At 70.9% G+C, this 20,934-nt stretch carries 21 protein-coding genes and 1 tRNA gene; 13 read left to right on the top strand and 9 right to left on the bottom strand.

Going from position 1 to position 20,934, the window contains the following annotated elements:
• Positions 1-52 precede the first annotated feature (52 nt).
• On the bottom strand, positions 53-958 hold the full coding sequence (locus ACWEN0_RS06790; protein ID WP_451969555.1) for a dihydrodipicolinate synthase family protein: 906 nt from the start codon (positions 956-958) through the stop codon (positions 53-55).
• Entirely contained in the window at positions 955-1,659 is a 705-nt protein-coding gene (locus ACWEN0_RS06785; RefSeq protein ID WP_451969897.1) for a GntR family transcriptional regulator, read from the bottom strand. Before ACWEN0_RS06785 ends, ACWEN0_RS06790 begins: the two co-directional genes overlap by 4 nt.
• Positions 1,660-1,721: 62 nt before the next feature.
• Here ACWEN0_RS06785 and ACWEN0_RS06780 point away from each other — a divergent pair, with 62 nt between their 5' ends.
• The 5 genes from ACWEN0_RS06780 (at position 1,722) to ACWEN0_RS06760 (ending at position 6,793) form a co-directional block, all read left to right on the top strand.
• On the top strand, positions 1,722-2,948 hold the full coding sequence (locus tag ACWEN0_RS06780) for an extracellular solute-binding protein (RefSeq protein WP_451969554.1): 1,227 nt from the start codon (positions 1,722-1,724) through the stop codon (positions 2,946-2,948).
• Positions 2,945-3,988, top strand: coding sequence for an ABC transporter ATP-binding protein (locus ACWEN0_RS06775; protein WP_451969553.1), 1,044 nt, complete (start codon positions 2,945-2,947; stop codon positions 3,986-3,988). The genes ACWEN0_RS06780 and ACWEN0_RS06775 overlap by 4 nt, the downstream gene beginning before the upstream one ends.
• A 133-nt stretch (positions 3,989-4,121) precedes the next feature.
• Positions 4,122-5,015: an ABC transporter permease gene (locus ACWEN0_RS06770; protein ID WP_451969551.1), complete on the top strand. Its 894-nt coding sequence runs from the start codon at positions 4,122-4,124 to the stop codon at positions 5,013-5,015.
• Positions 5,012-5,839 (top strand): ABC transporter permease, encoded by an 828-nt coding sequence (locus tag ACWEN0_RS06765; RefSeq protein WP_451969550.1) that lies wholly within the window; start codon positions 5,012-5,014, stop codon positions 5,837-5,839. Before ACWEN0_RS06770 ends, ACWEN0_RS06765 begins: the two co-directional genes overlap by 4 nt.
• 111 nt (positions 5,840-5,950) lie before the next feature.
• Positions 5,951-6,793: a MerR family transcriptional regulator gene (locus ACWEN0_RS06760; RefSeq protein ID WP_451969549.1), complete on the top strand. Its 843-nt coding sequence runs from the start codon at positions 5,951-5,953 to the stop codon at positions 6,791-6,793.
• Here the strand turns inward: ACWEN0_RS06760 and thrS are convergent.
• The 3 genes from thrS to ACWEN0_RS06745 all read right to left on the bottom strand — a co-directional run bounded on the left by thrS (position 6,723) and on the right by ACWEN0_RS06745 (position 8,994).
• A complete protein-coding gene (thrS, locus tag ACWEN0_RS06755) occupies positions 6,723-8,021 on the bottom strand; it encodes a threonine--tRNA ligase (RefSeq protein ID WP_451969895.1) in 1,299 nt (432 codons plus the stop codon). The two genes, ACWEN0_RS06760 and thrS, sit on opposite strands and share 71 nt — an antisense overlap.
• Positions 8,022-8,134: 113 nt before the next feature.
• Positions 8,135-8,590: a heme-degrading domain-containing protein gene (locus ACWEN0_RS06750; RefSeq protein ID WP_451969547.1), complete on the bottom strand. Its 456-nt coding sequence runs from the start codon at positions 8,588-8,590 to the stop codon at positions 8,135-8,137.
• A 26-nt stretch (positions 8,591-8,616) separates the two neighbouring features.
• A complete protein-coding gene (locus tag ACWEN0_RS06745) occupies positions 8,617-8,994 on the bottom strand; it encodes a VOC family protein (RefSeq protein WP_451969546.1) in 378 nt (125 codons plus the stop codon).
• A gap of 78 nt (positions 8,995-9,072) precedes the next feature.
• Between ACWEN0_RS06745 and ACWEN0_RS06740 the strand changes: the two genes are divergently transcribed.
• Positions 9,073-11,022, top strand: a complete 1,950-nt coding sequence (locus ACWEN0_RS06740) for a phosphocholine-specific phospholipase C (RefSeq protein ID WP_451969544.1) — start codon at positions 9,073-9,075, stop codon at positions 11,020-11,022.
• Here ACWEN0_RS06740 and ACWEN0_RS06735 read toward each other — a convergent pair.
• Entirely contained in the window at positions 11,019-12,248 is a 1,230-nt protein-coding gene (locus ACWEN0_RS06735) for a M20 metallopeptidase family protein (RefSeq protein ID WP_451969542.1), read from the bottom strand. The two genes, ACWEN0_RS06740 and ACWEN0_RS06735, sit on opposite strands and share 4 nt — an antisense overlap.
• Before the next feature lie 77 nt (positions 12,249-12,325).
• Between ACWEN0_RS06735 and ACWEN0_RS06730 the strand changes: the two genes are divergently transcribed.
• The 4 genes from ACWEN0_RS06730 (at position 12,326) to ACWEN0_RS06715 (ending at position 14,432) form a co-directional block, all read left to right on the top strand.
• Positions 12,326-12,808 carry a tRNA adenosine deaminase-associated protein gene (locus ACWEN0_RS06730; protein ID WP_451969540.1) on the top strand — a complete coding sequence of 161 codons (483 nt, stop codon included), beginning with the start codon at positions 12,326-12,328 and terminating at the stop codon, positions 12,806-12,808.
• Positions 12,809-12,831: 23 nt separating this feature from the next.
• A complete protein-coding gene (locus tag ACWEN0_RS06725; protein ID WP_451969538.1) occupies positions 12,832-13,260 on the top strand; it encodes a nucleoside deaminase in 429 nt (142 codons plus the stop codon).
• Positions 13,261-13,435: 175 nt separating this feature from the next.
• Positions 13,436-13,523 (top strand) — tRNA-Ser (locus ACWEN0_RS06720).
• A 138-nt stretch (positions 13,524-13,661) separates the two neighbouring features.
• On the top strand, positions 13,662-14,432 hold the full coding sequence (locus ACWEN0_RS06715) for an SDR family oxidoreductase (protein ID WP_451969536.1): 771 nt from the start codon (positions 13,662-13,664) through the stop codon (positions 14,430-14,432).
• On the opposite strand, the gene ACWEN0_RS06710 is transcribed toward ACWEN0_RS06715, so the two are convergent.
• On the bottom strand, positions 14,425-14,997 hold the full coding sequence (locus ACWEN0_RS06710) for a hypothetical protein (RefSeq protein ID WP_451969534.1): 573 nt from the start codon (positions 14,995-14,997) through the stop codon (positions 14,425-14,427). The two genes, ACWEN0_RS06715 and ACWEN0_RS06710, sit on opposite strands and share 8 nt — an antisense overlap.
• Entirely contained in the window at positions 14,994-15,341 is a 348-nt protein-coding gene (locus ACWEN0_RS06705; RefSeq protein WP_451969533.1) for a hypothetical protein, read from the bottom strand. Before ACWEN0_RS06705 ends, ACWEN0_RS06710 begins: the two co-directional genes overlap by 4 nt.
• Positions 15,342-15,664: 323 nt before the next feature.
• On the opposite strand from ACWEN0_RS06705, the gene ACWEN0_RS06700 reads away from it, so the two are divergent.
• A complete protein-coding gene (locus ACWEN0_RS06700) occupies positions 15,665-16,582 on the top strand; it encodes a TauD/TfdA dioxygenase family protein (protein ID WP_451969531.1) in 918 nt (305 codons plus the stop codon).
• Between the two features lie 17 nt (positions 16,583-16,599).
• Positions 16,600-17,046, top strand: coding sequence for a limonene-1,2-epoxide hydrolase family protein (locus tag ACWEN0_RS06695; RefSeq protein ID WP_451969530.1), 447 nt, complete (start codon positions 16,600-16,602; stop codon positions 17,044-17,046).
• 291 nt (positions 17,047-17,337) lie between these two features.
• On the opposite strand, the gene ACWEN0_RS06690 is transcribed toward ACWEN0_RS06695, so the two are convergent.
• Positions 17,338-18,276: a CapA family protein gene (locus ACWEN0_RS06690; protein ID WP_451969528.1), complete on the bottom strand. Its 939-nt coding sequence runs from the start codon at positions 18,274-18,276 to the stop codon at positions 17,338-17,340.
• Between the two features lie 126 nt (positions 18,277-18,402).
• Here ACWEN0_RS06690 and ACWEN0_RS06685 point away from each other — a divergent pair, with 126 nt between their 5' ends.
• Positions 18,403-20,880 (top strand): endonuclease/exonuclease/phosphatase family protein, encoded by a 2,478-nt coding sequence (locus tag ACWEN0_RS06685; RefSeq protein ID WP_451969527.1) that lies wholly within the window; start codon positions 18,403-18,405, stop codon positions 20,878-20,880.
• Positions 20,881-20,934: the final 54 nt, after the last annotated feature.

The raw sequence follows: 20,934 nt of genomic DNA, 5'->3' as shown, positions 1-20,934 counted from the left end.
TGGCAATCGCCGCGACCTGTACAGCGTGCCAAGCTCAGGTGACGGGCAGGTCTCAGGCGAGCCCCCACGACGACAGCAAACCGGAAATCCGCTCGCGTTCGCCGGCTGTCAGCAGCCGGCTCGGCGGCCGGACGTCCGGGCGGCAGAGGCCGAGCTGGGCGAGCGCGTCCTTGACCACGCTGACGTTGTTGGCGTTCCCGTTCGCCGCGCGCAGCTCTTCGAACGGCCGGATCCGCTCCCAGACCGCCATCGCGGCAGGATAGTCCCCTGTGGACAGTGCGTGGAACATCTCCAGCGAGATCGCCGGGTCGACGTTCACCAGGCCCGACGTGAAGCCGGTGGCGCCGACGGCGAAGTACCCGGGCGCCGAGAGCTCGGCCAGGCCGGCGATCCACACGAACCGTTCGAAGCCCGCGTCCCGCGCGACCGAACCGAAGCGCACCGGGTCCGGCACGGCGTACTTCACGCCGATGACGTTCGGCGCGGCCTCGCCCAGCGCGCGCAGCTGCTCGCCGGAGATCGCCGGGTTCCGGACGTAGAGCACCACGCCGAGTTCGGGCACCGCGGCCGCGATGGCGGCGTGGTAGTCGACCCAGCCGTCGCCGGAGATGTACGGGTGCACCGGCTGGTGGATCATGATCATGTCGGCCCCGGCGTCCCGCGCGTGCGCCGCGGCCCTCGTCGCCGACGCGACGTCGTGCCCGATCCCGGCGAGCACGCTCGCCCGGCCGGCCACGGCCTCGACCGTGACCTCCAGGCACTGCCGGGCTTCGCCGGCGTCCAGCGCGTAGAACTCGCCGGTGTTCCCGTTCGGCGTCACGACCTCGACGCCGCCGGTGATCAGCCGGTCGACGAGCTTCGCGTACGTCTGGCCGTCGACGGCGCCCTCGGCGTCGAACGGCGTGACCGGGATGGCCACCACCCCGGAAAGCCGCCGCCTCTGCTGCTCGAACGTCATCGGGCCCCCTTCGTGTCTGCGGTGTGTTCGCCGTCTTCGCCTCGGAGCCCGAACGCGACCCGATCGAGGAAATCCGTGATGTGCCGGCGCAGCAGGTGCTCGGCCTGCCGGGCGTTCCCGCTCTCGGCGGCGGTCAGGATCGCCCGGTGCTCGGCCGCTTCGCCCTGCCACGTCGGGCTGATGCCCCAGCCGGTGACGGTGATCAGCGCGGCCTGGTCGCGCAGGCCGTCCAGGATCTCGACCAGCAGCGGGTTCCCGCACCCGGCGTAGAGCGCACGGTGGAACAGCCGGTTCGTCAGGCTGGCCTTCGCGCGGTCGGTGGCGTCGGTACCGGTCCCGACCTCCGCGAGCACGCTCCTCGCCTCGGTGAAATCGGCGCCGAGCTCGACCGAGCGCCGGACGGCCTCGGGCTCGAGGAGGGCGCGCAGGTCGAACACCGCGTGCGCGCTTTCGGCGTCCATGACCCGGACGGCCGCCCCCTTGTACGTGCTCATCGTGACCAAACCGGAACCCGCGAGGATCCGCAGTGCTTCGCGCACCGGCGTCTTCGACACCCCGAGCAGCGCGCCGACCTCGGCCTCGGCGAGCGTTTCGCCCGGCCCGAACTCCCCGCTCAAGATCGCTTCCTTGATCGCGTCCCGCACGAAATCCGTGCGCGACACGGGCGGCGGCGGCCTCCTGGCCGAAGAAGTGCTCGCCACTGGCATGTCCGATCTGATATACGATGCGACATACAACATTATCACGGACCCAGGGAGCAGCCATGCAGCGTCGCACCGGCTTCCGATTCCGACGAGTGCTGCTGGCGGTGAGCCTCACCGCCGGCCTGGCGGCTTGCGGGGCGCCGGGCGGTGACGGCGGCCAGGCGGCGAACCCGTCGGCCGTGCCGGACAAGCCGAGCAAGCCCGTCGACCTGAACATCCTCGACATCGCGGGCAACCTGCAGCTGACCAAGCAGATGATCGAGAACTTCAAGGCCGCGCACCCGGAAGTGCTCTCGAAGGTCACCTATTCGACGGCGCCCGCACCGAGCATGGCGGGCAAGCTCAAGGCCGAGCAGGACGGCGGCGTCGCCCAGACGCACCTGGTCCTCAGCGGCACCGACGGCCTGTCCGCCGGCATCGCGAACGGCACCCTGGCCAAGGTGCTGCCGGACTTCTCGAGCCGGTTCCCGAACCTGATGCAGAACTACCTCGAGCCCGCGGCCAAGATGCAGGAGCTCGCCAACGGCTACGGCGTCGAGATCGTCTACTACCCGTCCGGCCCGCTGCTGGAGTTCAACCCGTCGGCGGTCCCGCAGGCCCCGGCGTCCCCGCAGGCGCTGCTCGACTGGGCCAAGGCGCACCCGGAGAAGTTCCAGTACGCCCAGCCGTCGAACTCCGGCCCGGGTCGCACGTTCCTGATGGGCCTGCCGTACCTGCTCGGCGACAAGGACCCGAAGGACCCGGACAAGGGCTGGGACAAGACCTGGGCGTTCCTGCAGGAGCTGGGCAAGTACGTGAAGTACTACCCGTCCGGCACCACCGAGACGATGAAGAACCTGGCGTCGGGCTCGGTCGACATGATCATGTCGACGACCGGCTGGGACATCAACCCGCGCAAGCTCGGCACGGTGCCCAACACCGTGAAGACGGCGATCATGCAGCCGATGCACTGGGTCACCGACGCCCAGTACGCGCTCATCCCCAAGGGCCTGTCCCCCGACCAGGAGTCGGCGATCCTGCAGCTGATCGCGTGGATGCTGAAGCCGGACCAGCAGGCGATCGCCTACGACGACGGCTACTTCTACCCCGGCCCGGCGGTCAAGGACGTCACGCTGCAGATGGCGCCGCAGAAGAGCCAGGACACGATCAAGCAGTTCGGGCGCCCGGAGTACGAGCAGTGGATCGCGCAGTACCCCAAGGAGACCTCGCTGCCGGCCGAGCAGCAGGTGAAGGCGTTCGACAAGTGGAACCAGCTGGTCGGCGGCTCGAAGGTCGGCAAGAAGTGACGTTCGAGCAGCTGCGGCTGGACGGGGTCTCGCGAAGCTTCGGCTCCGCGAACGCCCTGAGCGGCCTCGACCTCGCCATCGCCCGCGGCGAGTTCGTGGCCCTGCTCGGCCCGTCCGGCTGCGGCAAGTCGACGGCCCTCAACTGCCTGGCCGGCCTGCTGCCCCTGACGGGCGGCAGTATCTGGCTCGACGACACCCGCATCGACGGGCAGCCGCCGGAGCAGCGCGGGTTCGGGATGGTTTTCCAGAACTACGCGCTGTTCCCGCACATGACGGTCCGCGGCAACGTCGGCTTCGGCCTCAAGATGCGCAAGGTCGGCCGCGCCGACGCCCGCCGCCGGGTCGACGAGGCTCTGCGCCTGGTGCAGCTCACCGACCACGCGGCCAAGTTCCCCGCGCAGCTTTCCGGCGGGCAGCAGCAGCGCGTCGCGATCGCCCGCGCGATCGTGCTGGAGCCCCCGGTCGTCCTGATGGACGAGCCACTGTCCAACTTGGACGCCAAGCTCCGGCTCGAGATGCGCATGGAGATCCGCCGCCTCCACCAGACGCTGGGCCTGACCACGGTGTACGTCACCCACGACCAGGAAGAGGCCCTGTCCCTGGCCGACCGCCTGGTGGTGCTGCGCGAGGGCGCGGTCCAGCAGATCGGCACCCCCGAGGAGGTCTACGCCCAGCCGGTGAACAGCTACGTCGCGTCGTTCATGGGCTACCGCAACCTCCTGGACCTGACGATCACCGCCACGACGGGCACCACGGTCACGGTCGAGGGCACCGGCGTCCGCTTGACGGGCCGCGGTTCCCGCACGGAGGGCCCGGCCAAGGTGGCGATCCGCCCGGAGGACTTCGTGGTCGGCGACGGCGCGGACAACGCCCTCGACGTCACGGTCGAGATAGTCGAGTACCACGGCCGCGAGCTGTCGATCTCGGCCCGGCTGGCGAGCGGCCTGCCGGTCTACTTCCGGACCGACAAGCGCCTGGCGCCGGGCGACACGGTCCAGATCGGCGTGCCGGCCGAGCGGGTCCTGGTGTTCGCGCCATGACCGCCGCGAATGCCGCCGCCCGGGTTGGCCTGGCCGCCCCGGTCGCCACGGTCACAGTGGTCCGTGCGAGCCATGGGGGCCGCTCCAGTGGTCTCGCCGCGCTCGCTGCGCGGGTTGCCTTGGCGGTCGCGCCGTGACCGCCGTGGTGAGTGCCCGCCCGGCGCTTCGGCACCGGCTCGCCGAACGCGGGGTCGACCGGACGCTGGTGCTCCTCGTGCCCGGCTTGCTCGTCATCCTCTGCCTGTTCCTGTACCCCTTCCTCTACGGCCTCCAGCTGTCCTTCGCCCCGCGCAAGGGTGGTGTCTTCGCCAACTACGCGCGGTTCTTCAGTGATCCCTACCTCCGTGACACCATCTGGACCACGCTGTCGATCGCGCTGCCCGCGACGTTCGTCAACGTCCTCGCCAGCATCCCGATCGCCTACGTCATGCGTGGCCGCGTGCGGGGCAAGCGCCTCCTGACGACGATCCTCGTCGTGCCGATCACGCTCGGCACGGTGCTCACCGCGCAGGGCCTGATCATGTACGGCGGGCCGGCGGGCTGGCTGAACAAGGTGCTCACCGTCCTCGGCGTCACCGACCAGCCGCTCCCGCTGATCCACAACTACACCGGCGTGCTGCTCTCCCTGGTGATCACCGGCTTCCCGTTCTCGTTCCTGCTGACGTTGTCCTATCTCTCCGGCATCGACCCCTCCTTGGAGAAGGCTGCCGCGACCCTCGGCGCGAACTGGGTCCAGCGCTTCCGGCGGATCACGCTGCCCCTGCTGGCTCCCGGCCTGGCGATCACCTTCTGCCTTTCGTTCGTCATGGCGTTCTCCGTCTTCCCGAGCGCGCAGCTCGTCGGCGACCCCGCGAACGAGACGCGCGTCATCTCGATCGCGGCCTACCACGCCGCGTTCGAGGAGTACGACTACTCGATGGGCTCGGCCGTCGCGATGCTCATGGCCGTGGTCATGCTGATCGTGATCGGCCTGGTGATGGCGTGGCGCGGCACGCTGTACCGCGGAGCGACCGGAGGCAAGGGATGACCGGTTGGGTCGCGCGTCCCGGACGTTGGGTCGTCTGGGCCGTCGTCGTGTTCTTCTTCGTCAACCTCGCCGGTGTGGTGCTCTCGGTGGTCGTCGACTCGTTCGGCAAGCAGTGGTTCGGCACCTGGCTCCCGGACGGCTTCACCACCCACTGGTACGCCGACGCCTGGCGCGAGTTCGGCCTCTCGGACGTCCTCCTCACGACGGCGGTCGTCGCCCTGGTGGTGATCGCCGTGTCGGTGGCCGTCGGCGTTCCGGCCGCCTACGCCCTGGCTCGCCGCTCGTTCCCCGGCAAGCGCCTGGTGATGCTGCTGTTCGTGCTGCCGATCCTGATCCCTCCCATCACCTACGGCATTCCGCTGGCCACCGTGCTCTACAAGTTCCACCTGGCCGGCACGACCACCGGCGTCATCCTGGCGAACCTGGTGCCGTCGGTGCCGTTCGTCGTGCTGACCATGACGCCGTTCATCGAGCAGATCGACCCGAAGATCGAAGCCGCGGCGCGCATGTCCGGTGCGCGGACCGTCTCGGTGTTCACCCGGATCCTGGGTCCCCTGCTGCTGCCGGGGATCCTGGCCGCCTCGATCCTGGTGCTCGTCCGGACGGTCGGCATGTTCGAGCTGACGTTCCTCACCGCCGGCCCGGACTCGACGACCCTCGTCGTCGCCCTCTACAACTCCGTGTTCGCCGCGGGCATCCGCGCGAACCAGTCGGTCGACGCGATGGCGACCATCTACACCGCTTCCATGCTCGTGCTCCTTCTCGTCGCGTTGCGGTTCGTGAACCCGACCCAGCTGGTGACCCGGATCCGGGAAGAGACCTGATTCGTTCGCTCATGTGATCGACATTACCGCGAAAAGTCGAACATGTGATCGACACGATCGGGCGAACCTGACGCTTGCCGCTCCCCCGAGGGGAGGTGCCAGGCTGACGGCATGCGGTATTCGATCGGCGAGCTGGCCCGCCGGACCGGCCTCACGATCAAGGCCGTCCGGTTCTACTCCGACCGCGGCCTCCTGCCGCCGTCCGGACGCACCACCGCAGGTCATCGCCGGTATGACGACGCCGCGCTCGCCCGGCTCGGCCTGATCCGCACCCTGCGGGACCTGGGGGTCGACGTCGCCACGATCCGCCGGATCGTCGACGGCGAGGCGACCGTCGCCGACGTCGCGGCGAGGCACGCCGAGGCCCTGGACCTGCAGATCCGCGTGCTGCGCGTACGGCACGCGGTGCTGACGACCGTGGCGAAACGCGGTTCGACCCCCGAGGAGACGACGCTCATGCACGAGCTGGCCCGACTGTCCGAAGGGGAACGACGTCGCCTGGTCGACGACTTCCTCGCCGAAGCGCTGGGCGACCGCCCCGAACTCGCCGGGGTCGCCCGCACGTTGACCCCGGAACTGCCCGAGAACCCCGCCCCCGCCCAGGTCGAAGCCTGGATCGAACTTGCCGGGCTAACTCAGGACAAGGAGTTTCGCGCCGTCCTGCGCCGGCTCGTCGAGCAGCACGAAGGCGGCCTGCGCCGTGACTTCGCGGCCGAGGTGCGCGACGCCGTCGGGCCGGCCCTCGAAGCCGGCGTCGAACCGGGCTCGCCGGAGGCCGCCGCGATCGTCGACGGTCTCCGGCGCGGCCCCGATGAGCTGCGGGAATGGCTCGACGCCGTCAACGACCCGCGCCGGGAGCGCTACCTCCGGCTGCTCGCGGTGATCAATGGCTGGGCCGCTCCGGAAAGCCTGAAGCCGGCCCTCGACTGGCTGGCGGCCGCGACGACGCGCTGACCCACGCCAGCGCGTCCGCGGCCGGCTGGGCGTCGACGCGGCTTCCGTCACGCAGCCGCAGCGAAAGAAGACCCGCCGCCGCTTCCCGCGGCCCGATCACGGCCTGGACCGGCACCAGCCGCCCGTCCCGGATCCGCGCGCCGAGGCTGCCCTCCGCCGCGATCTCGGCCCGCAGCTCCCCGCACCTGTCCAAAAGCGACTGCGCGTAGGGCAGCTCCGCGGCGGAAACCGGCAGCAGCCGCAGCTGCACCGGCGCCAGCCAGGCCGGAAACGCGCCGCCGTGGACCTCGACCAGCTGCGCCACCGCGCGTTCGACGCTGCCGATGATGCTGCGGTGCACCATGACCGGCCGGTGCTTCGCCCCGTCCGCGCCGACGTACTCGAGGCCGAACTGCGCGGGCTGGTGGAAGTCGACCTGGACGGTGGAGAGGGTCGATTCGCGGCCCGCGCTGTCGGCGATCTGGACGTCGATCTTCGGCCCGTAGAAGGCCGCTTCGCCCTCGACGGCGTCGTACGGGAGCCCGTCGAGGACCGAACGCAGGATTTCGACGCTCCGGTCCCAGTTCCCGGCCACGTACTTCCCGCCGGGACCCGGGAGGGAAAGCCGGTAGCGCGAAGGGCTGATGCCGAGCGCGTCGTAGGCCCGCCGGATCAGGTCCAGCGCCGCGGCCGCCTCCGCCTCGACCTGGTCGAGGGTGCAGAAGACGTGCGCGTCGTTGAGCTGGATCGCGCGCACCCGGTTCAGGCCGCCGAGCACGCCGGACAGCTCGCTGCGGTACATCGCGCCGAGCTCGGCCATCCGCAGCGGCAGCTCCCGGTGGCTGCGGCCGCGCGAACGGTAGATCAGCGCGTGGTGCGGGCACAGGCTCGGCCGCAGCACGAGTTGCTCGCCGCCGACGTCCATCGGCGGGTACATGTCGTCGCGGTAGTGCGACCAGTGCCCGGAAACCTCGTACAGCTCGCGTTTCGCGAGCACGGGCGAATGGACGTGCTGGTAGCCGGCACGCCGTTCGAGGCCGCGGACGTACTCCTCCAGGCTGTGCCGGACGAGCGCGCCGTCGGGCAGCCAGTAGGGCAGGCCGGCGCCGATGAGCGGGTCGCCGCCGAACAGGCCGAGCTCACGGCCGAGCTTGCGGTGATCGGGCATGGTGGTCTCCTCGCGGACGGCGAGGCGGTGACCACAAGACGAAGCCCGGGGCGACCGCCCCGGGCTTTCGTGAGCATGGATCAGCGCGCCGGGACACTTTCCGGCGTCGTCGTGTTCGCTGCGCGCTTCATGTCTTCGACGGTAGCAAGGGGCGCCAGCCCTTTTCGCGGTCGCGTCGTGATCCTGCGGAACGGCTAGGCCAGGAACAGCTCCAGCTGTTCGACGACGAACGCGTGGTCGTCGGCTTGGGGCAGGCCGGACACGCCCACCGTGCCGACCGGGCCGACGCCGCGGACGATCACCGGGAAAACGCCGCCGTGGGCCGCGTACTCGTCCGGGTTCAGGCGGGAGTCCTGCTCGAACGAGCCGCCCTTCGCGCGGAACCGGGAGCCGACCAGGAAGGAGCTGTGGCCGTAGCGGTCCACGACGCGGCTCTTGCGGTCGATCCACGCGTCGTTGTCCGCCGACGTGCCCGGCAGCGCCGCGTGGAAGAGGCGCTGGCCGTTGCGGCGGACCGAGATGGTCACCGGCAGCCCGCGTTCGCGCGCGGCGGCGAGCAGCTGGGCGCCGAGCGCCAGTGCCGTCTCGTTGTCGAACTTCGTGAACTGGAGGCGGTCCTCCTGGTCGGCGAGCTGGTCGAGGTCGGTCATGCGGGCCATTAAATCAACACTGTTGTTTAATTGCCAGTGAACTCGGTCAAGGACAGCACGTTGCCGTCCGGATCGGCGAACCACGCGATCCGGCCACCGGGCGTGGTCCAGATTTTGTCGGTGTCCTGTGGCAGCGTGTCGAACGTGAGGAACTCCACGCCACGGCCACGCAGTTCGGCCACCGCTGCCCGGATGTCGGCGACCGCCCAGCCGAGAACCGTGAACGGCTGCGGCGTGAACTCGGCGACGGCGGTGACGCGGAGCATGGTCGCGCCACTGCGGAACACACACGCGAAGGGGGACTGCTCGATGAACTCGAGCCCGGCGACATCCGTGTAGAAGGCACGTGAGCGCTCCAGGTCGGCCGAGGGTGCGAAGGCCACCAATTCCGCTGAGCCGAGCATGGGAACTCCTCTCTCGGCGGCGAACGTACTCCTTGTCCGGCCCGCGGACGTGGGGAAAGCTCACCCGAGGAGGTGGGCATGGGCCGGGTCCGGCGGCGCACGGTGCTCGGCGGCGTGGCCGCGGCCACCGTCGCCGGCTCGCTGCCGGCCGCGTGCGCGGCTCCCGCCTCGCGAGCGGGCACGATCGACGACGTCCGGCACGTCGTGGTGCTGATGCAGGAGAACCGGTCGTTCGACCACTACTACGGCACCATGGCGGGCGTCCGCGGTTTCGGCGACCGCTCTGCGCTGCGGGACGTCTTCGGCCAGCGCGGCAAGGGCGCGCCGGTGCTGCCGTTCCGCATCGACACGTCCGTTGTGGACGGCCAGGACCTCACGGAGCTGCCGCACGACTGGAACACGACGCACCGCGCGTGGAACGGCGGCGCGTACGACGGCTGGGTCACCGCGAAGGGCCCCATGACCATGGGGTACTTCACGGACGACGACATCCCGTTCCAGCGCGCGCTCGCGAAGGCGTTCACGCTGTGCGACAGCTACTTCTGCTCGATGCAGGGCCCGACACAGCCGAACCGGCTGTTCCACTGGACCGGCACCGTCGACCCGGACGGCGTCGCCGGCGGTCCCGTCACGCACAACTTCCCGGACTACGAGCCGTCGTTCCGCTGGACGACGTACCCGGAACGGCTCGAGGCCGCGGGGATCACGTGGCGGATCTACGCGAACGACGAGGAGCGCGGCGTCCCCGAGCACTTCGCCGGCGACTACGGCGACAACCCGCTGTGGCTGTTCCGGAACTTCCACGACGCGCTGTACTCGATGGACCCGGTGAAGCGCCGGCTGGCCGAACGCGGAAACCTGCGCAAGAAGCTCCTGCCCGACTCCGGCAAGGGCGAGGACCTCGACCACGCCCTGGCCGAGTTCATCGCCGACTGCGCGGCCGGGACGCTGCCGGCGGTGTCGTGGGTCGTGGCGCCGTACGGCTACTGCGAGCACCCGGCCGCGCGGCCGGTCGACGGCGCCGCCTACGTCCTGCGGATGCTGAAAGCGTTGTGGGACAAGCCGGAGCTGTGGGAATCGACCGTCGTCTTCATCAACTACGACGAAAACGACGGGTTCTTCGACCACGTCGTCCCGCCGACGCCGCCGCCGGGGACGCCGGGCGAGTACCTGCCGGGGAACCGGCCGGAGCGGGGCGAGGCGTCCGGTGCGGGGGCGCCGATCGGGCTGGGTCCGCGCGTGCCGATGACCGTCGTTTCGCCGTGGAGCCGCGGCGGCTGGGTGAACTCGCAGGTCTTCGACCACACGTCGGTGCTGCGTTTCCTCGAGACGTGGACGGGCGTGCGCGAGCCGAACATCTCGGCGTGGCGACGCCTGATCTGCGGCGACCTGACCAGCTGTTTCGACTTCCGCGCGCACGACCCGTCGATCCCGTCGCTGCCGGACGCGAACGCGTTGCGCGCCGAAGCCGCCCGGACGCAGCCGCGGCTGCCGAAGCCCGGGCTGGGGCCCGGTGCGCTGGTGCAGGACCCCGGCACGGCCAAGGCGCGCCCGCTGCCGTACCAGCCGGTCGCCTGGGTGACGGCCGGGCCGGGCGCGCTGCGGCTGCACCTGGCCAACCACGGGACGGAGGCGCTGCAGCTGGCCGCGTACGCCTACCACGCGGGCGGCGCGTCACAACGCTTCGACGTCGGCCCGCGCGGTGAGATGACGGGCGAAATCGCGTACGGCGAGTCGTACGACATCGCGATCCACGGCCCGAACGGCTTCGTCGTGGAGGCCTCGGGCGGCGCCGGGCTCGACGCGGCCGTCGCCTACACGGACGCGCCCGCGCTGCGGATCACGGTGACCAACAGCGGGCCGGAGCCGGTCGCGCTGAACGGCGTCACCCTCGCGCCGGGCGGCACGCGCGACTTCCCGGTGCCGGCGAAGAACGGCTGGTACGACGTCACGCTGAACGCGCCGGGGTGGCGCCGTCGCTTCGCCGGCCACCTCGAAGACGGCCGTCCGTCGCGGACCGGGCCCTAGCGGAGGGCGTCCAGCGCGAAGGCGGCGAGCATCGCGACCCCGCTCGGCATGGCGTCCTCGTCGAAGACCACCCGGTTCGAGTGGTTCGCCGCCGCCTCGACGGGGTCGACGCCGGGCGGGCACGCGCCCAGGAACGCGTACGCGCCCTGAACGCGTTGCAGGACGTAGGAAAAGTCTTCGGCGCCCATCAGCGGGTCGGCCATCAGTTCGACGTTCTCCCGGCCGAGCACGGCTTCCCCGAGCGCCAGGACTTCGGCGGCGACGCGCTCGTCGTTGACCGTCACCGGGTAGCCCGGCTCGACGTCGGCGACGACGCGGCAGCCGTACGCCGCGCCGACCTGTTCGCACACCCTCGGCAGCTCGGTGCGGACCAGCGAGCGCGTCTGCTCGGACAGCGTGCGGATCGTGCCCTCCAGCTCGGCGGTCTCCGGGATGATGTTCGTCGTCGTGCCGGCCTGGATCCGCGTCACCGACAGCACCGCGGGGTCGAACACGCTGACCCGGCGCGTGATCATCGTGTGCAGCGCGCCGACCATCGCCGCGGCCGCCGGCACCGGGTCGATGGTGTGCTGCGGTGCGGAGCCGTGGCCGCCCTTGCCGGTCACGAGCACCGAGAACGAGTCCGCGGACGCCATCTGCGGGCCCGGCCGGACCTGCAGGAGCCCGCTGCGGAGGTTGGCGAGGATGTGCACGCCGAACGCGCGCTCGACCCGCGTCCCGGCCGCGTCGAGCACGCCTTCGTGGATCATGAACCGGGCCCCGTGGTGGCCCTCCTCGCCCGGCTGGAACATGAACACGACCGACCCGGCCAGCTGGTCCTTGCGCCCCGCGAGCAGCCGCGCCGCCGAAGCCAGCATCGCGACGTGCGTGTCGTGCCCGCACGCGTGCATCGACTCCGCGTCCTCGGACGCGAAGTCCAGCCCGGTCTCCTCGGTCAGCGGCAACGCGTCCATGTCGCCGCGCAGCAGCACGGCCGGTCCCGGGCGCGCGCCGCGCAGGACGGCCGTCAGCGACGTCGTGGCCTTGCCTTCGGTGATCTCCAGCGGCAGGTCGGCGAGGGCTTCGCGGATCGCCGCCTGGGTGATCGGGAGGTGGAGGCCCTGCTCCGGGCGGCGGTGCACGGCTCGCCGCAGCGCGACCGTGCGGTCTTGCAGCGCCCGCGCGTCGCCGAGGAGGCCGGCGAACGGCGTGCCGGGCAGCGTGGGCAGATCAGTGGGGCCGGTCATGGTCCCGATAGTGCCCCATGCGGCGCTTCGGGCGCACCGTGCGTGCGTTCCGTCCGGGGGCGGAATACGGTGTGCGCATGGCGGTGGATGAGCCGGTCACGGGCTTCGCGGCAGCCGTGGTCCGGGAAGACGGTCGGTGGCGGTGCAGCGCGCTCGACCCGGGGGCGTTGACCGAGCTCGACGCGGCGATCACTGAACTGGGCAAACTACGTTCCACCGGCGCGAGCTTCGGGCTGCTGGCGGTCGACGACGAGTTCTTCGTCATCGTCCGGCCGAGCCCACGGGGGCCGTCGCTGCTGCTCTCGGACGCGGCGGCGGCGCTGGACTACGACATCGCGGCGGACGTCCTCGACGTCCTGCGCGTCGACCCGCCCGACGAGGAGGACGACTCCGTCTGGCCCGAGGGCGACCTGGAGATCCTCGCCGATCTCGGGCTGCCCGGGCCGGAGCTGCAGGTCATCGTCGCCGAGGTCGACCTCTACCCGGACGAGCAGCTGCAGATGGTCGCGCAGCGCTGCGGGTTCGGCAGCGAGTTCGTCAAGTTCCTGGACGAGCTCTGAGACGCCCGTCCGACACCGAGGCCGTGGAGGCCGCGCTGGAAGCCGCGCGGGCTCCCGGCGCGGACGTGCCGATCGGGGCGGTCGTGTTCGGCCCCGACGGCGCACCCCTGGCGGCGGCGCGCAACGCCCGCGTCGAGCTGGGCGACCCGACGGCGCACGCGGAGATCCTCGCGCTGCGCGCGGCGGCCCGGGTGGTGGACGACGGCTGGCGGCTGGAGGGCTGCACACTGGCGGTGACGCTGGAGCCGTGCACGATGTGCGCGGGCGCGCTCGTCCTGGCCAGGGTCGCCCGGCTCGTCTTCGGCGCGTGGGAGCCCAAGACGGGGGCCGTGGGGTCGCTGTGGGACGTCGTGCGTGACCGCCGTCTCAACCACCGCCCCGAAGTGCACGGCGGCGTGCTCGAGCGGCAATGCGCCTCGGTCTTGGAGACGTACTTCGCGACGCTTCGCTGACCGGGAACCGCCGTCCGGAGTCGGCGGGCCGCGGCCGGCCCGGGTCCGCGCGGTGGCCCGCGACGTCCGCGCGAAGGCGACGAGCGCCGTGCGGGAAGCCCAGGTCAAGTGGCGCAACGGCCGGGCCGCCGACCCCTCGTGAGACCCGCGACGACCCTCCGGTATTGTTCTCGGCGGTGGCGTGTCCGAGCGGCCGAAGGAGCACGACTCGAAATCGTGTGACGGCTAATCCCCGTCCGTGGGTTCAAATCCCACCGCCACCGCTCTCACCCGGACCCCCGGTCAGCCCAGCTGGCCGGGGGTTCCGGCGTTCCGGGAACTCCCCGCGGAACGCGGCTTGACTTGAAGGGCCCTCGAAGTGTGAGCGTGGTCGGCACCACCTGACCACGAAGGAGCACGCCATGAAGGTCCTCGTCACCGGCGCCACCGGGACCACCGGGCGCCACGTCGTCGCGGGGTTGCTGGACGCGGGCATCGAAACCAGGGTGCTCGTCCGTGACCGCGCCAGGGCTCCCGAAGGCGCCGACGTCGTCCAAGGCGACATCACCGATCCCGCCGAAGCCGCGCGGGACGTGGACGCCGTCTACTTCCTCTGGCCCTTCTTCACCGCGGACGGAATCGACAAAGCCGTAAAACCCTTCAGGGACAAGAAGATCGTCTACCTCTCCTCCGCCGCGGCGGAGGACGGTGGTCTCTGGGGTGAAGTGGAAGAAGCGATCACGAAGGTCACCGGCGACTGGACCTTCCTCCGCGTCACCGGCCTCGCCGCCAACACGCTCGGCTGGGTGCCGCAGGCGAAAACCGGCAAAGTCCGGGCGCCCTACGGCCGGGCCAGGCGCTCCCTCGTGCACGAACGGGACGTCGCCGACATGGCCGTCAAAGCTTTCACCGAAGACCACGCCCAACGGATCTACCTCGTCACCGGGCCCGAAGCGCTCACCCAGGCCGACCAGGTCAGGATCATCGGCGACGTGCTCGGAACACCCGCGGAATGGGAAGAACAACCCCTGGACGAAGCGACCCGACAGTTGGGCAGGGAATTCGCGGAAAGCGCCCTGCCTTACTGGGCTTCACTGGTCGACGACCCGGAACCCGTCTCGCTCGACGTCGCCAGGGTCACCGGGCACCCCGCCCGGTCGTTCGACGCCTGGGCGCGCGAACGGCTCAGCTGAGCTCGACGACCGGCGCGGTCAGCGGCTCCAGCTCCGCGACCAACGACGACAGCGACGCGATCTTCGTGGACACCGTCCGGACCACCGCCGCGCACGTCGTGCTGACCGTGCTCACCACCTCGGCCGAACGGTCGCCCGTCAGCACCGCCGACACCGCCGTCGAGGCGGCGGACGCCAGTTCGCGGACCTCCGTCGACGCCGACACCGCCAGGTCGTCCAGGCGCGTGGCGATTTCGGCGCCCAGCGCGGCCGTCTCCGCGGCGGCGCGGGCCGCCGCCGCGTACTGATCGTCCACTGTGTCCGCCCACGTGCCGAACGTTTCCGCGCTGCCGCCGGTTTCCGCGGCTTCGACGCCCGCGCGGAACTCCGCCTGGGCCGACGTCACCACCAGCGCGCCGGCGTCGACCGTCGACGCGGACCGGCGGATCGCGGCCGGCGAGCAGTCCAGGTGGCGCAGGGCCGTCACCGGGTCCGGGGCGCCGACGCGGCCCGCCGCCGCGCGCAGCGGTGCCAGCTCGGCGGCCGCCGCGGTCAGGGCCGGGTGCTCGAACAGCGGAGCGGTCACGGCGCCACCGCGATCCGCCCCCGGAAGCCGGTGCTCCGGGGGCTTTCGGCCGCCATGCGCAGCCGGCCCGCCAGGTCGGACGTCGCGTCGCCGAGGACGCGCGCGTCGGCTTCGCGCGCCGCCAAGGCCGACGACCAGCGCGCCGCGAGCTCGCGAGCCTGACCCGAGATGCCGAACGGCGTCGAGTCGACGCGGGCTTCGGCGAACCGCCCCGCTGCCTTGTCGTCGGCGGCCGCGGCCTGGTCGAGCAGGTCGGCTGCCGCGCGCAGCCGGTCCGGCCGCTTCGGGAGGTTCCGAAGCACCGGGATGTCACCGTCGATCCGCGAGCCTCTGCCGTCCGGCATGGGGACCTCCGTCGTCCATGGGCGCTCACCCGATCGTGGAAGATCTTGCCAAATGCTCCCCGGCCGCCCGCATCGCGGTGACCTGCGGCGTTGAGGCGTTCCACCAAGTGGACGTCTTGACCGCAACTCGGGAAGAAAGCCACCATGAACGCATGCCCGCCACCTCGGAAAGCACGCCTGTCCGGTGGCTCGGCCGCGCTTCCGAGCGGTCGGTCGGAGAAGGCACCGTGGAGCTCCTGCTGCGCCGCGGCCGCCTGGGCTCGCCCCCTGCCTGACGCGAGTCCCGGCGTCCGAATCCTTCCGAAAACCCTTGGAGCACAGCCATGTCCGTAGACCTCCCTGCCCGGATTCAGCTGCGCGAAGCCGTCACGCCCGCCGATGGCATCGTCGAAGGTCCGCGAATCCTGCGGGAACCGCAGGAAAAGTACGAGCTGTTCACCCTCCGCCCGCTGGGCCGGGTGATCGGCGCCGAGATCGACGGCGTCGACCTCGGCCGGCCGCTCACGCCCGAACCGCGCGAAGAGCTCAACCGCGCGCTGCTCGCGTGGAAGGTGCTTTTCTTCCGCGACCAGGACATCACGTCGGCGCAGCAGCGCGCGTTCGCCGCGAACTGGGGCGAGCTGGAGACCAACCCGTTCATCCCGAAGGGCGACGACGAGGCCGTCACGCGCTTCGAGCGCACCGCCGCCATGCCGGGCTACGAGAACATCTGGCACGTCGACGTCACCTGGCGGCCGAAGCCGGCGCTCGGCTCGGTGCTGCGGCTGATCGAGGTGCCGCCGGTCGGCGGCGACACACTGTGGGCCGACATGGCCGCCGCGTACGACAACCTGCCCGAAGACGTCCGCGCCCGCATCGACGGGCTCACCGCCGTGCACGACTACCTCCCCGGGTTCGACCGGTTCTCCGATCCCGCCCTCCTGGCGCAGTGGCAAGAGCAGTTCCCGCCCGTCGAGCACCCGGTGGTCCGGACGCACCCGGAGACCGGGCGGCGCACCCTGTTCGTCAACCAGGCGTTCACGACGCACATCGTCGGCCTGGACCGCGCCGAGAGCGACCGGCTGCTGCGGTACCTGTTCCTGCAGGCCCACACGCCGGAGTTCCAGGTCCGGTTCGGCTGGCGGCCGAATTCGGTGGCGTTCTGGGACAACCGCGCGACGCAGCACTACGCGGTCAACGACTACCACCCGCACGTCCGGATCGCGGAGCGCGTCGCCATCGCGGGCGACCGGCCGTACTGAGCCCTAGCCTGGGGGCCATGACCGAACAACCCCAGGCAGTGGTGACCGGTTTCCTGAAGGCCCTCGAGGACCTCGACATCGACCGCGCGCTGACGTTCGCGGCGACCGACATCGTGTACCAGAACGTGCCGTTGCCGCCCGCCCGCGGCGTCGCGGCGGTCGAGAAGCAGTTGCGTCTGATGGCCCGGTTCGGGTCCGGGTTCGAGGCGCGCACGCACCACATAGCCGTGGACGGCAACGTCGTGCTCACCGAACGCACCGACGTGCTGCGCCGCGGCGCGTGGGAAGCGGAGTTCTGGGTGTGCGGCACGTTCGAGGTCGAAGGCGGCCGGATCGTGCTGTGGCGCGACTACTTCGACTGGACGACGGTCCTGGCCGCGAGCGCGAAGGGCGCCGGGCGCGTCGCGCTCGCCGGCGCGAGGACGCTTTTCGGCCGCTACAAAGCGAAGCAGGCCGTGCGCTAGACGTGGTGCTCGCCGCGGTCGTGGTCCTTGAGGTCCACGACCGCGGCTATCCCCAGCACCAGCACGAACACGCAGCTGAGAACAACCAGCCCCCACATGACCGTTCTCCCTCCCCCCGCGTCGTGCCGATCGAGAGCTGTCGAGGAGTGGTCTGTGCCACTTTTCCGGCGGCTCTCGCAGACCGTACCGCCGCTTCACGCGGCTTGTTCCGGTCCTTAGGGAGCATTTAAGGCAGATGCGCCGGATGGGTGACAGGCGCGCCAGATCCTGTCACCGCCCGCGCGCGTTCGGTTACGCGCCAACGGCTACGGACGCGATTCCGTCCCTGATGGAGACGTTCGTCGAGCGCCGAGCCGAAAGACCCGCGACGTACTGCAGCACCTTGCCCGCTTCGTCCCCGGCGAGCGGTTCGCACTCGTTGCCGGTGGTGCGGCGCACCGGGATCAGCTCGAGCCGCGGCTCGTCGCCGAACATGCAGCCCGCCAGCAGCCCGTCGACGTGCCGGCCGCGCATCGCCGGCCAGTCGAAGACGAGGTTGCCGAGGCTGTAGAGGATCGGCCGGCCCCGGTACACCTCGACGGCCTGGACGGTGTGCGGCCCGTGCCCGGCGACCAGGTCGGCGCCGGCGTCGATCGCGGCGCGGCCGTAGGTGACCTGGTATTCCGCGAGTTCGGGCCCCGGCAGGCCCCAGTGCATCGAGACGACGACGTGGTCGTTGTCCTGCTTCGCGCGCCTGACGTCGGCGACGAGCCGGTCGAGGTGCTCGGGCACGGGTGCCGTGCGGACCAGCGGTGGCCGGCCCGGGATCTCCGCGACGCGCGGATCGGGCTGGTACGCCGTGGTCGCAAACGCTTGCGCGACACCCGGGAAGTCCAACGGCGCGCCATGGGGGCGAAGTGAGGTGTAGGCGAGGAACGCGACCTTCTCGCCGGAGCGCTCGAGCACGGCGGGTGCGTGCGCGGCATCGAGGTTCGGGCCGGCGCCGCAGTGCGCGACCCCCGCGGCGTCGAGCACGGCGAGGCTCGGCGGGTGGGTGAGGTCGTTCGCGCACGACACGACGTCGATGCGGGGGGACGTCAGCGCTTCGGCCATCGCCGCGTCGAGCGGGCCTTCGAGGTTCACGAACCGGACGTCGGCCCCCTTGAGCAGCGGATCCAGTCCCGCGAAGGCGGTCGACGGCTTCGCGCGGCCCTGAATGTTGACGTCTCCGCCGAGTACGAGCGTGATCACGAAACCTGCTCTGCCGAACGAGTGACGACGAAAGTAGTTGTTACGAATCGTTGCACCTTTGTCTTCCTCCTCCTCACTTGTTCGGGGGACTATGCCACGACTGTTCAAGCACAAAGGGGACTCAGGGTGACCAAGACCCACAGAGGCAAGGCCGCGTTCACCGCGGCCGTCACGTCGGGCCTCGTGCTCGGCGGCGTGGCCGCACCGGCGGCGCTGGCGGCACCGAGCGCCGACGCGGTCATCGCCGAGGTCTACGGCGGTGGCGGCAACTCCGGCGCCACGTTGACCAACGACTTCGTCGAGCTCGCCAACCACGGTACTGCCGCCGCGAGCGTCGACGGCTTCAGCGTCCAGTACCTGCCCGGTTCGCCGAGCGCGTCCAGCACCTGGCAGGTGACGCAGCTGGCCGGCAGCGTCGCGCCGGGCGGGCGCTACCTCGTGGCCGAGGGCAAGGGCAGCGGCGGCACGGTCGCACTGCCGACGCCGGACGCGACCGGCGCGATCGCGATGTCGGCGACCGCGGGCACGGTCGCCCTCGTCTCCGGCACGACCGCCCTGACCTGCAAGACCGCCGCGGACTGCGCTGCCGACACGCGCGTCAAGGACCTCGTCGGGTTCGGCGCGGCCACCGTGCGCGAGGGCAACCCGACCGCCGCGCCGTCCAACACGACGTCCGTCGCGCGCGCCGCGTCGCTGGCCGACACCGACGACAACGCCACCGACTTCGCGGTCGGCGACCCGACCCCGACCAACACCAAGGGCGAGACGACCGGCGGCGGCACCCCCGGCGACCCCGGGACCCCGGCGAAGATCCACGACATCCAGGGCACCACGCGCATTTCGCCGTTCAAGGACAAGAAGGTCAGCGACGTCACCGGCGTCGTCACCGCGACCAGGACGTTCGGCTCGTCGCGCGGCTTCTGGCTCACCGACCCGAACCCGGACAACGACCCGCGTACCAGCGAGGGCCTGTTCGTGTTCACCGGCTCGACCAGCCCGGCCGTGGCCGTCGGCGACGCGGTGACCGCGACCGGCACCGTCCGCGAGTTCTACCCGGACGCGCCCGCGACGTCGAACTACCAGTCGCTCACCGAGCTGAGCAGTGCACAGTGGACGGTCGGCTCGCACGGGAACGCCCTGCCCGCCCCGACCGTGCTGAACCCCGACACCGTGCCGACGACGTACGCGCCGTCGCCCGGCGGCAACATCGAGGCGCTCCCGCTGGAGCCCACGAAGTACGCGCTGGACTTCTGGGAGTCGCACGAGAGCGAGATCGTTTCGGTCAGCGACGCCCGGGTCGTCGGCCCGTCGAACTCGTTCAACGAGCTGTACGTGACGTCCAAGCCGGACCAGCACGAGTCCGTGCGCGGCGGCAGCGTCTACCTCGGCTACGACCAGCTGAACTCCGGCGTCATGAAGGTTTCGTCGCTGATCCCGTTCGACCAGCGGCCGTTCCCGAAGCTCAACGTCGGTGACGTGCTGACGGGCACCACGTCGGGCCCGGTCGAGTACAGCAACTTCGGCGGCTACACGCTGTTCGCCAGCGTGCTCGGCACCGAAAAGGACAACGGGCTGCAGGCCGAGACCACGCGCAAGCAGCGGTCGGGCGAGCTGGCCGTCGCGACGTACAACGTCGAAAACCTGGCGCCGAGCGACCCGCAGGCGAAGTACGACCGCCTCGGCGAGGCGATCGTGACGCACCTGGCGACGCCGGACATCGTGAACCTGGAAGAGATCCAGGACAACACGGGCGCGACCGACGACGGCACGGTGACGGCGGACCAGACGCTGCAGAAGTTCACCGACGCGATCGTCGCCAAGGGCGGGCCGCGCTACCAGTGGCGTTCGATCGACCCGGTCAACGACCAGGACGGCGGCCAGCCCGGCGGCAACATCCGCGTGGCGTTCCTGTTCAACCCGGCGCGTGTGTCCTTTGTGGACCGTCCGGGCGGGACGTCGACGACCGCGGTGGGTGTCACGAAGGACCACGGCAAGACGCACCTGACCGCGTCGCCGGGCCGCGTCGACCCGGCGAACGACGCCTGGACGGCGAGCCGCAAGCCGCTGGCCGGCGAGTTCGTCTTCAAGGGCCGCACGGTGTTCGTCATCGCCAACCACTTCAACTCGAAGGGCGGCGACCAGCCGACGCACGGGCGGTTCCAGCCGCCGGTGCGCAGTTCCGAGGTGCAGCGGCAGAAGCAGGCGACGGTGCTGCGCGGGTTCGTCGATTCGCTGCTGGCGTCGGACAAGAACGCGAACGTCGTGGTGGCGGGTGACCTGAACGACTACCCGTTCTCGCCCGCGGTCCAGACGCTCACCGCCGGTGGCGCGCTGAAGGACCTGATCGCGTCGGTGCCCGAGGCCGAGCGGTACAGCTACGTGTTCGAGGGCCAGTCGCAGGTGCTGGACCACATCCTGGCGTCGACGGCGCCGCGCGGGGTGGACTACGACGTCGTCCACATCAACGCGGAGTTCGCCGACCAGGCGAGCGACCACGACCCGCAGGTGGTCCGGTTCCGGCCGAGCGCGGGCAACGCGATCCAGGACGGGATCAACGACCTGCTCGACTACCTGGAGCAGTTGCTCGGCAAGTACCTCCCGTAAACGCGGGCGTCGAAAGGCCACCATCGGGTTGCCCCGATGGTGGCCTTTCTCGTA

Source organism: Amycolatopsis sp. NPDC004378 (genome assembly GCF_053602455.1).
The sequence above is the reverse complement of the archived record's forward strand: the minus strand, read 5'-3'. Positions and strand labels throughout refer to the sequence as shown.

Coding starts and splice junctions, on each gene's coding strand:
- ACWEN0_RS06790 (WP_451969555.1), bottom strand. CDS start 958: ATGACGTTCGAGCAGCAGAGGCGGCGGCTTTCCGGGGTGGTGGCCATC.
- ACWEN0_RS06780 (WP_451969554.1), top strand. CDS start 1,722: ATGCAGCGTCGCACCGGCTTCCGATTCCGACGAGTGCTGCTGGCGGTG.
- ACWEN0_RS06765 (WP_451969550.1), top strand. CDS start 5,012: ATGACCGGTTGGGTCGCGCGTCCCGGACGTTGGGTCGTCTGGGCCGTC.
- ACWEN0_RS06760 (WP_451969549.1), top strand. CDS start 5,951: ATGCGGTATTCGATCGGCGAGCTGGCCCGCCGGACCGGCCTCACGATC.
- ACWEN0_RS06750 (WP_451969547.1), bottom strand. CDS start 8,590: ATGACCGACCTCGACCAGCTCGCCGACCAGGAGGACCGCCTCCAGTTC.
- ACWEN0_RS06745 (WP_451969546.1), bottom strand. CDS start 8,994: ATGCTCGGCTCAGCGGAATTGGTGGCCTTCGCACCCTCGGCCGACCTG.
- ACWEN0_RS06740 (WP_451969544.1), top strand. CDS start 9,073: ATGGGCCGGGTCCGGCGGCGCACGGTGCTCGGCGGCGTGGCCGCGGCC.
- ACWEN0_RS06735 (WP_451969542.1), bottom strand. CDS start 12,248: ATGACCGGCCCCACTGATCTGCCCACGCTGCCCGGCACGCCGTTCGCC.
- ACWEN0_RS06730 (WP_451969540.1), top strand. CDS start 12,326: ATGGCGGTGGATGAGCCGGTCACGGGCTTCGCGGCAGCCGTGGTCCGG.
- ACWEN0_RS06715 (WP_451969536.1), top strand. CDS start 13,662: ATGAAGGTCCTCGTCACCGGCGCCACCGGGACCACCGGGCGCCACGTC.
- ACWEN0_RS06705 (WP_451969533.1), bottom strand. CDS start 15,341: ATGCCGGACGGCAGAGGCTCGCGGATCGACGGTGACATCCCGGTGCTT.
- ACWEN0_RS06700 (WP_451969531.1), top strand. CDS start 15,665: ATGTCCGTAGACCTCCCTGCCCGGATTCAGCTGCGCGAAGCCGTCACG.
- ACWEN0_RS06695 (WP_451969530.1), top strand. CDS start 16,600: ATGACCGAACAACCCCAGGCAGTGGTGACCGGTTTCCTGAAGGCCCTC.